This window comes from Methylobacterium sp. WL120 (assembly GCF_008039465.1).
GTDB classification, from domain to species: domain Bacteria; phylum Pseudomonadota; class Alphaproteobacteria; order Rhizobiales; family Beijerinckiaceae; genus Methylobacterium; species Methylobacterium cerastii.
The window spans coordinates 17,569-29,061 of record NZ_VRUT01000054.1 but is presented as its reverse complement, the minus strand read 5'-3'; the positions used below and the strand labels follow the sequence as shown (position 1 = coordinate 29,061).

General features: G+C 71.8%; 12 protein-coding genes. 4 read left to right on the top strand and 8 right to left on the bottom strand.

Annotated elements, in window-relative coordinates:
• Positions 1-394: bestrophin (locus FV229_RS12265; RefSeq protein ID WP_147752245.1), on the bottom strand; the 394-nt coding region annotated here is incomplete at its 3' end.
• A 170-nt stretch (positions 395-564) separates the two neighbouring features.
• Between FV229_RS12265 and FV229_RS12260 the strand changes: the two genes are divergently transcribed.
• Positions 565-1,209, top strand: coding sequence for a DUF2147 domain-containing protein (locus FV229_RS12260; RefSeq protein WP_147752244.1), 645 nt, complete (start codon positions 565-567; stop codon positions 1,207-1,209).
• Between the two features lie 73 nt (positions 1,210-1,282).
• On the opposite strand, the gene FV229_RS12255 is transcribed toward FV229_RS12260, so the two are convergent.
• Positions 1,283-2,506, bottom strand: a complete 1,224-nt coding sequence (locus FV229_RS12255; protein ID WP_147752243.1) for a serine hydrolase domain-containing protein — start codon at positions 2,504-2,506, stop codon at positions 1,283-1,285.
• Between the two features lie 88 nt (positions 2,507-2,594).
• Complete coding sequence (locus FV229_RS12250) at positions 2,595-3,134, bottom strand: DUF427 domain-containing protein (protein ID WP_147752242.1); 540 nt, start codon at positions 3,132-3,134, stop codon at positions 2,595-2,597.
• 105 nt (positions 3,135-3,239) lie between these two features.
• Here FV229_RS12250 and otsB point away from each other — a divergent pair, with 105 nt between their 5' ends.
• Together otsB and FV229_RS12240 are read left to right on the top strand one after the other, a co-directional pair.
• The gene (gene otsB / locus FV229_RS12245) at positions 3,240-3,989 is read left to right on the top strand and encodes a trehalose-phosphatase (protein ID WP_147752241.1); all 750 of its coding nucleotides are present in this window, start codon (positions 3,240-3,242) and stop codon (positions 3,987-3,989) included.
• An 82-nt stretch (positions 3,990-4,071) separates the two neighbouring features.
• The gene (locus FV229_RS12240) at positions 4,072-5,094 is read left to right on the top strand and encodes a glucokinase (protein ID WP_147752240.1); all 1,023 of its coding nucleotides are present in this window, start codon (positions 4,072-4,074) and stop codon (positions 5,092-5,094) included.
• 37 nt (positions 5,095-5,131) lie between these two features.
• On the opposite strand, the gene FV229_RS12235 is transcribed toward FV229_RS12240, so the two are convergent.
• Positions 5,132-6,610, bottom strand: a complete 1,479-nt coding sequence (locus tag FV229_RS12235) for an MFS transporter (RefSeq protein WP_147752239.1) — start codon at positions 6,608-6,610, stop codon at positions 5,132-5,134.
• 115 nt (positions 6,611-6,725) lie between these two features.
• Here FV229_RS12235 and FV229_RS12230 point away from each other — a divergent pair, with 115 nt between their 5' ends.
• Entirely contained in the window at positions 6,726-7,091 is a 366-nt protein-coding gene (locus FV229_RS12230) for a hypothetical protein (RefSeq protein ID WP_246688162.1), read from the top strand.
• 28 nt (positions 7,092-7,119) lie between these two features.
• Here the strand turns inward: FV229_RS12230 and FV229_RS12225 are convergent, their stop codons facing one another.
• The 4 genes from FV229_RS12225 to FV229_RS12210 all read right to left on the bottom strand — a co-directional run bounded on the left by FV229_RS12225 (position 7,120) and on the right by FV229_RS12210 (position 11,491).
• Positions 7,120-8,220, bottom strand: coding sequence for an ABC transporter permease (locus FV229_RS12225; RefSeq protein ID WP_147752238.1), 1,101 nt, complete (start codon positions 8,218-8,220; stop codon positions 7,120-7,122).
• Positions 8,217-9,140, bottom strand: coding sequence for an ABC transporter permease subunit (locus FV229_RS12220; RefSeq protein WP_147752237.1), 924 nt, complete (start codon positions 9,138-9,140; stop codon positions 8,217-8,219). The genes FV229_RS12225 and FV229_RS12220 overlap by 4 nt, the downstream gene beginning before the upstream one ends.
• A gap of 41 nt (positions 9,141-9,181) precedes the next feature.
• Positions 9,182-9,730 carry a hypothetical protein gene (locus FV229_RS12215; RefSeq protein WP_147752236.1) on the bottom strand — a complete coding sequence of 183 codons (549 nt, stop codon included), beginning with the start codon at positions 9,728-9,730 and terminating at the stop codon, positions 9,182-9,184.
• A 165-nt stretch (positions 9,731-9,895) separates the two neighbouring features.
• Positions 9,896-11,491, bottom strand: coding sequence for a peptide ABC transporter substrate-binding protein (locus FV229_RS12210; protein WP_147752235.1), 1,596 nt, complete (start codon positions 11,489-11,491; stop codon positions 9,896-9,898).
• Between the last annotated feature and the right edge of the window lie 2 nt (positions 11,492-11,493).

Below are 11,493 nucleotides of genomic sequence, written 5' to 3'. Positions count from 1 at the left end.
GCCGCGCGTGCAGGCCGTGGCCGAAGCCGACGACCCGGCGCAGGCTCGACCGGCGAAGGCCGGCGCGCGCGTCGCCGGGCAGCAGCGCGACCAGGGTCCGGCTCAAGCCGCGCACCTCGACGATGAGCGCCCCCCAGGCCTTCCGGGCCTCCCACCAGCGCTCGTAGCAGGCGTTGTTGCGGAAGCTCAGGAAGATCGACAGCGCCAGCCCGATCAGGGTGAAGGGCCCGATCCCCGCCGTCACCGGAAACTTGTCCGGAACGCGCTGCTCGACGGCGACCACCAGGGCAGCGAAAGCCGTCAGCCCGAGAACCTTCAGCGCCACCCGCGGCAGGATCGAGCCACGCAGGGTGAACAGGATGGCGAAGAGGTTGGGGCGCGGGCGAACGATCATGGACGGCAGGCTTAGCCGTCCGGGTCGCCCCCGTCATCGGCCGCGCGTCCCCTGCGAGCCGCCGCACGGCCATGATCCCGTCATGTTCGGAGCGGATTGGCGGGCCTGAGAGATCGTGCACGCCGACGGGCCAAGGCCACGCAGCCGGCGCGCGGCAAGGAGTAATGGGTATGACGGTTCGACGGATCGGCGCGGGAATCGGCGCCTGGGCCGGACGTGCGATGGCGCTGGCGATGCTGACCGGCGTCGCCCATGCGGCGACGCCTGCGGACCCGAGCGGCACGTGGCTCACCGAGGACGGGCGCGCCCGCATCCGGGTGGAGAAGTGCGGCCCGAGCAACAAGAGCCTGTGCGGCTACGTCGTGTGGCTGAAGGTGCCGCTCAACGACAAGGGCCAGCCGCGGGTCGACTTCAAGAACCCCGACGCGAGCAAGCAGGCCCGCGCCTCGCTCGGCCACCAGCTCATCATGGGGCTGAAGCCGAACGCCGACGCCCACTACGAGGGCAAGATCTACAATTCCGAGGACGGCAAGTCCTACGACGTGACGATCTGGTCCGACACGCCGGAGGAACTCACCGTCCGCGGCTGCCTGATCGCGTTCCTGTGCAAGTCGCAGACCTGGAACCGCGTGACCGACGTGGTCGCCGGCCAGATGACCGGGCCGACCAACGGCCCGGGCGGTCCGCGCACCGATCCGGAATACATGGCCGGCAAGCCCGCCGCGACCGGCGCGAACGCGGCCAAGCCCCCCGCGCCGAAGCCCGGCGCGAAGCCGGCCCCGGCCGGCACCACGGCCGCCCCCGCCGCCGAATAGTCCATGGCCTAAACCGATCGCGCCTCGGCGGCGCGATCGGATCGAAGGCGACCGCGGATCACGTGATCAGGTCTCAATCGACCAAAGCGGCGTAGGTCAGCACCCGCAGTTCCTTGCGGATCGGCAGCGCCGAGGACGGGACGAGCTGCGTCAGCAGCACCACGGCGAGGTCCTCGGCCGGGTCGATCCAGAACGCGGTCGAGGCCATGCCGCCCCAGGCGACCTCGCCGGGCGTGCCGACGATCTGGGCCTTGGCCGGATCGAGCATCACCGAGAAGCCGAGCCCGAAGCCGATACCTTGGTAGGACGACTCGGCGAACCGCGGCGTACCGATTGCCGCGAGGTCGCCGGGCAAGTGGTTCATGGTCATCAGCTCGACCGTCTTGCGTCCGAGCAGGCGCACGCCGTCGAGTTCGCCCCTGTTCAGGATGAACCGGCAGAAGCGCATGTAGTCCGAGGCCGTCGAGACGAGGCCGCCGCCGCCGCCCGCGATCGCCGGCGGCTTGGCGAAGGTGGTCTCGACCGCGTCGTCGTAGAGCGTGAGCGTGCGGCTGCGATCGTAGACGTAGTTCGCCGCGAACCGACCGAGGTTGTCGGGACGCACGAAGAAGTCGGTGTCGACCATGCCGAGCGGCGCGATCACGGCCTCGCGCAGGTAATCCGCGAAGTCGCGCCCCGAGACGACGGCCACGAGGTGGCCGAGCACGTCCGTCGAGACGCTGTAGTTCCAGGCTTCCCCCGGCTGCGACAGCAGCGGGAGCGAAGCCACCGTGGCCACCACCTCGGCGAGGCTCGCATCCGGCCGCAGGAAGTCGGCGCCCTGCTGGCGGTAGAGCGCGTCGACCAGGGTCGATTCCATGAAGCCGTAGGTCAGGCCGCCGGTGTGGGTGAGCAGGTCGCGGATGGTGATCGGGCGGCGGGCCGGCTCGGTCTCGAGCTTGGCGCGGTTGCCGCCGGTCGCGACCCGCATCTCGGAGAATTCCGGCAGGAAGCGCGAGACCGGGTCGTCGAGCTGGAAGCGGCCCTCCTCGTAGAGCTGCATCACCGCGACTGAGGTCAGCGGCTTCGTCATCGAGTAGATGCGCGTCACCGTATCGGCCGTGAACGGCGTCTTGCGGGCGAGGTCGGCGAGGCCGTGGGCGCGCCGGAACACCGTGCGCCTGCGCCGCGCCACGCTCACCGACAGCCCGGCGAGCTTGCCCTGCGCGACGAGGTCTCGCATCCAGCCGTCGATCCGCTCCAGGCGGCCGGGGTCCACGCCCACCTCCTGCGGCCTGCCGTCGATCGCATCGCTCATGCCATAATCCTTATGCGCCCCTCGGCTCCCGACGCCCGATGTAGCGGTCGCCGCGCGGCGGCGCAGCTCTCTACCCGGCTGAAACGCATCACCAGCCCATGCTTCCCGGGCCGCCCTTGAACGGGCCGACGACGCCGGGGGTGATCCAGCCGCCGTAGAAGCCTCCCGGCTGCGGCTCCGCGCGGACGCCGCCGACGAAGCAGGCCTCCATCGGGCCGGCATAGAAGGCGACGTAGCCGGCGATCGCACGGAAGCCCGGCGTCGGATCGGGATAGGCCCAAGCTGCGCCCGGGATCGTCGCGCCAGGGGTCGTCGCGCCAGGGGTCGTCGCGCCAGGGGTCGTCGCGCCGCCCGCCAGAACGTCGAACAGCACGGCGCGTCCCTTCCACTCGCAGATCCCGGCCCGGCGCGCCGGCCCGAGCACGCCCGCGGCGACGTCGCCCGGCGGGAAGTAGTAGGTCGGCGGATGGCTGGTCTCCAGCACGCGGAAGCCCGCCCGCGTCTCGGCGATGGTGCGGCCGGCCAGCACGACCTTCAGGGTCGCGGCGACCGGTTCGAGCCGGGGCGGCCGGGGATAGTCCCAGACGCTCTCCTCGCCGGGCTTCGTCGGGGCTGGGGTCGGATGCATCGCGTCGTCCTCCGTTCGTCGTCCCCGAGAGATAGGGCGGCGCGACAATGCGTTTGCCGCAGGCACGCGACATGCTAGCCCCGAACGGACATTGGAGCGCCGACGTTGGACACACCGATCGCCCTCTTCCTCGATTTCGACGGCACGCTGGTCGAGATCGCGCCACGGCCCGACCTCGTTCGCGTCGAGCCGGACCTGGTGCCGATGCTGCAGGCGCTTCATGCGCGGCTGGACGGGGCGCTGGCGATCGTCACCGGTCGCCCGGTCTCGGTGATCGACGCCTTCCTCGCACCCGCCGCCTTCGACGTCGCCGGCCTGCACGGGGTCGAGCGCCGGGTCGACGGCGTCCTCACCGGCGGTAGCCCGGAGGACCATCCGGAATTGCGTGCACGCATGTCCCGGCTCCGGGCCATGGTCGCCGACCTCGACGCGGTGCTGATCGAGGACAAGGGCGCCTCGGTCGCCGTGCACTGGCGCTTGGCGACGCCGGCGGATGCCGGGCGGGCGGAGGAGGCGGTCACCGCGATCGCCGCCGAGCTGGCGGGCGGCTACCGGCTCCAGCTCGGCAAGGCGGTCGGCGAGATCGTGCCGGCCTCGGCCACCAAGGCGCACGCGATCCGCGCCTTCCTCGAGAACGCCCCCTATGCCGGCCGCCGCGCGGTGTTCCTCGGCGACGACCGCACCGACGAGATCGCCTTCGCCAGCGTCGCGGCGTATGGCGGCCTCGGCATCCGGATCGGACCCGGCGAGACCGCGGCCGAACGGCGCCTGCCCGGCCCGGACGCGGTGCGGGCCTTGCTAGGCGGCTGGGCGGCGGGCGGGACCATCGATCTGGACGCGCTGCCGGCGGCTTGAGCCGCGCCGGCGACTCCTTTGAACGGACAGACAGCGACGCGTCGGCCGGGACGGCCCCGCGTCGATCGGGAAAGGGTACCGCATGTTCGCGTTTCCGGTCCTCGTCGGCGACATCGGCGGCACGAACGCCCGCTTCGGGGTGGTCGAGTCGAAGGGCGCGGCGCCGCGCCTGCTCTCGCACGAGGCGACGGCGGGCCATCCCGATCCGTCGAGCGCCATCCGCGCGGCCCTGGCCAAGGACGGGCAAGGGGGCAAGCACGCGGGCGGGCCGGCGCCGCGCTCGGCGATCCTCGCCATCGCCGGCCGGGTCGACGGCCCGAAGGTGCAGCTCACCAACGCCCACTGGGTGATCGAGGGCGCCAAGATCGGCGCCGACTTCGACCTCGAGACCTCCGTTGTCGTCAACGACTACGTGCCGGTCGCGGCCGGCGCAGCGGGCATCGCGCCGCACGACCTCACTCTGGTGGGGCCGGTCGGGCACGAGCCGGGCGGCGCCCGCGTGGTGCTCGGGCCGGGCACCGGCTTCGGCGCCGCGGCCCTGGTACCGTATTCGGACCGCCTCGCGATCGTCTCCACGGAGGCCGGCCACACCGACCTCGGCCCCTCGGACGCCTTCGAGGAGAAGGTCTGGCACGCCCTGGAGCGGGTCGAGGACCGGGTCACCGTCGAGACGGTGCTCTCAGGCCCCGGCCTCGCCCGCCTGCACGCCGCCGTGCGCCACGTCCGGACAGGCGAGCCGGCGGAGAAGATCGAGCCGGCGGCGGTGACCCAGGCGGGCCTCGACGCCTCCGACCCGCATGCGGCGGAAGCGTTGGAGCTGTTCGGGCGCCTGCTCGGCCGGGTCTGCGGCGACCTCGCGTTGACCTTCCTGGCCACCGGCGGCGTCTACGTCGGCGGCGGCATCGCCCCGCGGATCGTCAAGCTCCTGCAGCAGGGCGGCTTCCGCGCGGCGTTCGAGCGCAAGGCGCCGTTCTCCGCGATGATGCGGGCGATCCCGACCAGCGTCATCACCGTCCACGACCCCGCCTTCACCGGCCTCGCGGCCTTGGCGAGCGAGGGCGAGACCTTCGTCTATCACGGCCAGGTGTGGCGCCGGGGGGCCTGACCCCAGCGCCACGCGCGATGGCATCGCAACAGGACCGTCAGGCCGCCGCGAGCGGCTTCGACACGTCCTCCAGCGAGCGTCCCTCGGCCGCCGTGCCGAAGAGGCCGCCGACGATGGCCGCGACCGCCATCAGCGCGGCCCCGACGAGATAGCCGCCGAAGACCGCCTCGCGGGAGCCGGTCTCCACGAGCGAGCCGAACAGGAGCGGCCCCGACACGCCGCCGATGCCGGTGCCGATGGCGTAGAAGCCGGCGATGGCCAGGGCCCGGATCTCCAGCGGGAAGGTCTCGGCGACGGTGAGGTAGGCGGCGCTCGCCGCGGCGGAGGCGAAGAAGAACACCACCATCCACACGCCGGTCTGCGCCCAGGCCCCGAACACCTCGATCTTGAACAGGTATCCGGCACCCGCGAGCAGCACCGCCGAGATGCCGTAGGTGAAGGCGATCATCGGCCGGCGGCCGACCGTGTCGAACAGGCGCCCGAGGAGCAGCGGCCCGAGGAAGGAGCCGAGGGCGAACGGCAGCAGGTACCAGCCGACGCTGCCGCCGGGCACGCCGTAGAACCGCTCCAGCACCAGGGCGTAGGTGAAGAACAACGCGTTGTAGAAGAACGCCTGCGCGATCATCAGCGCGAGCCCGACGACGGTCTGCTTGCGCGAGGTGCCGAACATCGTCTCGAACACCTCCGAGAGCGGGGTGTGGTCGCGGGTGCGCAGCTTCATCCTCTTACCCTCGTCCACCGGCGGCAGGGTATGGCCCTCGTCGGTGAAGCGCTTCTCGATGCCGGAGACCACCCGGTCGGCCTCGGCGGTGTAGCCGTGGGTCGCGAGCCAGCGCGGGCTCTCGGGGATCCAGGTGCGCAGCAGCAGGATCACGAGGCCGATGGCGCCGCCGGTGAAGAACGCGACGCGCCAGCCCCAGGCCGGGTCGATCACCTCGGGCTTCAGGAGCACGATCGAGAGGAAGGAGCCGAGCGCGGCGCCGATCCAGAACGACCCGTTGATCACGAGGTCGGTCCAGCCGCGGACACGCGCCGGCACGAGCTCCTGGATCGTCGAGTTGATCGCGGTGTACTCGCCGCCGATGCCGGCACCGGTGAGGAAGCGGAAGATGCAGAACGAGTAGACGTTCCACGACAGGCCCGTCGCGGCGGTGGCCGCGAGGTAGAGGGCCAGCGTGATGAAGAACAGCTTCTTGCGGCCGATGCGGTCGGTCAGCCAGCCGAAGCCGAGCGCCCCCGTAACCGCGCCGACCAGGTAGGAGGAGGCGGCCAGCCCCACGTCGAACTCGGTGAAGCTCATCGGCGCCTTGCGCAACGCGCCGACGAGCGCGCCGGCCAGCGTCACCTCGAGCCCGTCGAGCACCCAGGTGATGCCGAGCGCCACGATGACGAGGACGTGGAACCGGCCCCAGGGCAGGCGGTCCAGTCGTGCGGAGATGTCCGTGTCGACGATCGTGCCCATGGGGGCGCGCTCGGGCGTCGTCTTGCCCGACGCGGTCTCGACTTTGGTCGCCATGACTGTGTTTACCTTGACTCGAGACGCCTGTTCAGAACGGCGGAGACCAGCGAAAGGTTCGGCTGAGCTTTCATCGTTGCGGGCTTTGATGACGGCATCACCGTGGATGCCTCCCATGAAGCCTCGCCTCGACGTTCGCAAGACAGTCCGCTCCCCGTCGCGGTTCCGTGCTCCGTCCCACCCACGCTCTCATGCACGCTCCCAGGCCCGCCGCCTCGGGCCCTGCCTGCGGCTGGGCATCCTGGCGACGGCGGCGCTCGCCGGCCTCGCCGTCGTGCCGACCCACGGGGCCGACGCGACGCTGGCCCGGGACCGACAGCCGGTGACGATGTCGGGCTCCGACCGCTGGCGCCTGCGCCCGGCCGAGACCAACATCGTCCTGCCGGCGGCGGCGCAGGCGCGCGTGCGCCCGGCGATGCCGATCCCTGAGGAGCGGCGACGGGTTCGGCAGGTCTACCCGGCCTATACCGAGATGCGGTGAGGCCACGCTCTGCGATCAGGCCGCGCGATCAGGCCTCCGCCCGCGGATCGAGCGCGGCGGCCAGCCCGTCGCCGAGCACGTTGAGGGCCACGAGGGTCGCAACCAGGAACGCCGCCGGCCCGGCGAGCATGTGCGGCGCGGATTCGAGGCTGCGCGCGCCTTCCGCGATCAGCACGCCCCAGCTCGTCGCCGGCTCCTGCACGCCGAGGCCGAGGAACGACAGGAAGCTCTCCAGGAGGATCACCCGCGGCACCAGCAGGGTGGCGGCGACCGTCACCGGCCCGAGGGTGTTCGGCACGATGTGCCGCCGCAGGATCGCGGCGGACGACAGGCCGAGCGCCTCGGCGGCGCGGACGAAGTCGCGGCGGCGCAGCGCCAGGGTCTGGGCGCGGACGATGCGGGCCATGTCGAGCCATTCCACGGCGCCGATCGCCACCAGGATCAGGGCGAGGCTCGCGCGGAAGAACACCACCAGCACGATCACGAAGAACACGAACGGCAGGGCGTAGAGGATGTCGACCACCCGCATCATCGCGGCGTCGACGGCCCCTCCGGCGAACCCCGAGACGGCGCCGTAGAGGATGCCGACGCCAAGCGCGACCAGCGTCGCGGTGAGCCCGATCAGCAGCGAGACGCGGCCGGCCACGAGGCTGCGGCTGAGGAGGTCGCGCCCATGCACGTCGGTGCCGAGGAGGAAGTGGAGCCTCCGCACCGGCACCGCGACGGTGAGGCGCCGCCCGTCGTCCTCGCTGGCGACGACGCGGGGGGCGCCGAACAGGTCTGAGCGCGGCAGGTAGACGAGGCCGCGCGGGTCGATCGTTGCGTCCGAGGCCAGGACGAGGCGGAGCGTGTCGCCCGTCCTCTCGGCCTCCGCCACCGTCGCGCGGATACGGAAGGCGAGGCGATCGAGCGCGGGCCGCAGACGATCCGCGTCGGGCTGGGCCGCGAGGCCGGGGGGAAGCTGGCGCAGGTCCGGGTAGGTCCGCGCGGGCGCATGGCCGGTGAGCAGCGGGCCGACCAGGCAGGCGAGCGTCATCAGGGCGAGCACGGCGAGCGCCGCCATCGCGCCACGGTCGCGCGACAGGCGCAGGATCGCGCGGCGCGTCGGCGACTTGGGCGGCGCGCTCACGCGTGCAGCCGCAGGCGCGGGTCGAGCCACGCCGAGACGAGGTCGGCGACGAGGTTCAGGACGACGACGAGCACCGCCACCAGCACCACCGTCCCCATCACCAGGGTGTAGTCGCGGTTCAAGGCCCCCTCGACGAAGTAGCGGCCGATCCCGGGCAGGCCGAAGATGGTCTCGACCACCACCGAGCCGGTGAGCAGGCTGGCCGAGAGCGGCCCGAGGATCGCGACGACCGGCAGCAGCGCGCCGCGCAGGGCGTGCCGGGCGATGCGCCAGGGCGGCAGGCCGAGGCTGCGCATGGTCCGCACGTGCTGGGCGCGCAACGCCTCCGCCATCGACGCCCGGGTGAGCCGGGCGATGCCTCCGGCCTGCGGCAGCGCCAGGGTGATCACCGGCAGGATCAGGTGCGAGGGCGCGCCCCCCTCCCAGCCGCTCACCGGCAGCCAGCGCAGCGACAGGCCGAAGGCGATCTGCAGCAGCGGCGCGACGACGAAGCCCGGCACCGACAGGCCGAGCGAGGCGGCCGCCCCGACCAAACGGTCGACCCATCCGCCGCGACGGTACGCCGCCCACGCGCCGAGGCCGACGCCGAGCGCGAGCGAGACGGCAAGCGCCAGGCCGCCGAGGATCATCGACACCGGCAGGCCGCGGGCGAACAGGTCGGAGACGCTCATGTCGCGGAAGGAGAAGGACGGCCCGAGATCGCCCCGGACCAGGGCCGCGAGGTAGCGCCCGAACTGCACCGCCAGCGGCTGGTCGAGCCCGTAGACCCGGCGCAGGTTGTCCATGGCCGCAGGCGCCAACGGCCGCTCCAGGTCGAACGGCCCCCCGGGCGCGAGCCGCATCAGGAAGAAGCTCAGCGCGATCACCACGAACAGCGTCGGGATCGCCTGCAGCAGCCGGCGCAGCACGTAGCCGGTCATGCGCGGGACGATGGCACGTGTGGGGATAGAGGATCCACGCTTCAGCCCAGCGTCCTGCTCTTGATGAAGCCGAAGGCACTGGACACGGCGGAGCCGGCGCTTCCGACGGCACTCGATGCCGCCTCGACGGCGCGGGTTGCAAGACCAGCTTCCAACTCCGTGGAAGCTTGAACGGGAATGGATTGCAAACGGGGCACGGCTGCCTGGATCACCCGGCGATCGTTCTCCATCAACGATGAGATGCCGACATCGGCCATCGCGACGAACGTCGCCCCATCGAGGAACTTGACCTCGATCAGCGCGCTTTGCCGAGGTCCGTTGTCGAGTGCGTTCAGGCCGCTCCCGATCGCGGCAGCCGCCAGATTTACCGGGGCCGTCAGGTCGAGGTGCGAGGCCAGGGCGACACCGCCCCTCAACCCACCGATTAGATGGCCGACGAGGCTCTGGTTCTTGTCGACACCGCCGTGGATGATCACCTCGACGATCGTCTCGGCCCCGCGTACGCTCCCATCCGGGAGCGAGAATAGCCCCGTGTCGTAAACTCCGCCGCCACGCCCAACTTCGCCAGCGACGATCGTCAGATCAGCCATCCCGCGGCCCTCCAAATAATTTGCTGCTCACGCAGGCCGTGTCTCGCGATGGGCCGCCCAAGATACCTGTTCCGAGCGACGCCGAGCGTGCGATGTCGTCCGTAGGGTCTCCGCCGGTCGTGCCGAAGTGTATCCGTCGCGCGCCGAGGCGAGACAAGCGCCCGCTCATCCGACGAGCCGCAGGAATCGCGTCGGCGCGGCGTTGCGCAGGTTCGGCACGTAGCCGTGCAGGCGCGGCGCGATCAGCGCCTTGGAGCGGGTGTGCATCACCGGGATCCACGGCAGGTCGCGCATCACCAGCGCCTCGGCGCGGTAGAGCAGGTCGGCGCGGGCGGTGAGGTCGCGCTCGGCGGCCGCCTTCGCCAGAAGCGCGTCGTACTCGGCGTTCGACCAATGCCCGGGGTTCATCCCGTCGTTGCCGGTGGTGAGCAGGAACAGGAAGTTCTGCGGGTCGGAGTAGTCGGCGATCCAGGACATCCGCGCGACGTCGAAGTCGCCGCCGTCGCGCAGATACGCGAAGTGGGTCTTGGCGTCGGTGTAGACGAACCGGGTCTCGATCCCGAGGCCGCGCCACATCTCGGCGACCGCGACGGCGGTGTTGCGGTTGTTGTCGCTGGTGTTGAAACGGTACTCGACCCGCAGCGGCCGGTCCGGCCCGAAGCCCGCCTCCGCGAGCAGGCGGGCGGCCGTCTCCTCGTTGTCGATCGGGAGGCGGGTGCGCCCTTCCGTCTCCGGGGGCGTCCGGTAGTTGTCGAGCCCGGGCGGGCAGAGCGAGTAGGCAGGGCTCATGGTGCCGCCCCACAACGCCTCGGCGAGGTATTCGCGGTCGAGCGCCAACGACAGGGCGCGCCGAACGCGGATGTCGTCGAAGGGCGGCTTCCGCGTGTTCACCGCCAGCGCGTAGAGGCCGAGCGAAGGCCCGAGCACGACCTGGTCGCCGAAGCGGCGGCGCAGCGACGCCATCTGGTCGCCGGGCAGGTCGGCCAGCGAATCCAGCTCGCCCGCATCGTAGCGCCGCACCGCGCTCGAAAGGTCCGGCGTCGGCACGAAGGCGACCTGCGGGATCGCGATCTCGGCCGCCGCGTGGAAATGCGGGTTGCGCCTGAGCACGATGCGGTCGTTCGGCACCGAGTCGACCAGAGCGTAGGGTCCGTTCGAGACGAGGTTGCCCGGCCGGGTGAAGCTCTCGCCGAAGCGTTCGACCGACGGGCGGTGCACCGGCAGCGCGGTCTGGTGCGTCAGGAGTTCGAGGAGGTAGGGGGTCGGCGCCTCCAGCGCGATCGTCACCGTGCGGGGGTCGGGCGCGGCGACGCCGAGCGCCGTCGCCGGCATCGCGCCGCGGTTGATCGCCGCCGCGTTGCGGATCGGGAACAGCACCTCGGCGTACTTCGCCGCCGTCTCCGGCGCGAGGATGCGGCGCAGGGAGTAGACGAAGGCCTCCGCCTCGACCGGGTCGCCGTTCGACCAACGCCCGCCCGCGCGCAGGGTGAAGGTGTAGGTCAGCCCGTCGTCCGACACGCGCCAGGATTGCGCGGCGCCGGGGATGATGGCGCCGCAGTTGTCGTAGGTGAGCAGCCCGTCATAGAGGTCGCGCAGGATGTGCGCCTCGGCCACGGTCGACGACCGGTGCGGGTCGAGGGTCTCGGGGTCGGCGTCGTTGCCGCGCCGATACGTGCCGTCCGGCGCCGCCCGCGCTCCGGCAGTACCCGCGAGCAGCATGGCGCCCGCGCCGGAAAGCCAGCCACGGCGCGGCAGGCGCATCG

Coding starts and splice junctions, on each gene's coding strand:
- FV229_RS12260 (WP_147752244.1), top strand. CDS start 565: ATGACGGTTCGACGGATCGGCGCGGGAATCGGCGCCTGGGCCGGACGT.
- FV229_RS12255 (WP_147752243.1), bottom strand. CDS start 2,506: ATGAGCGATGCGATCGACGGCAGGCCGCAGGAGGTGGGCGTGGACCCC.
- FV229_RS12250 (WP_147752242.1), bottom strand. CDS start 3,134: ATGCATCCGACCCCAGCCCCGACGAAGCCCGGCGAGGAGAGCGTCTGG.
- FV229_RS12240 (WP_147752240.1), top strand. CDS start 4,072: ATGTTCGCGTTTCCGGTCCTCGTCGGCGACATCGGCGGCACGAACGCC.
- FV229_RS12235 (WP_147752239.1), bottom strand. CDS start 6,610: ATGGCGACCAAAGTCGAGACCGCGTCGGGCAAGACGACGCCCGAGCGC.
- FV229_RS12230 (WP_246688162.1), top strand. CDS start 6,726: ATGAAGCCTCGCCTCGACGTTCGCAAGACAGTCCGCTCCCCGTCGCGG.
- FV229_RS12220 (WP_147752237.1), bottom strand. CDS start 9,140: ATGACCGGCTACGTGCTGCGCCGGCTGCTGCAGGCGATCCCGACGCTG.
- FV229_RS12215 (WP_147752236.1), bottom strand. CDS start 9,730: ATGGCTGATCTGACGATCGTCGCTGGCGAAGTTGGGCGTGGCGGCGGA.
- FV229_RS12210 (WP_147752235.1), bottom strand. CDS start 11,491: ATGCGCCTGCCGCGCCGTGGCTGGCTTTCCGGCGCGGGCGCCATGCTG.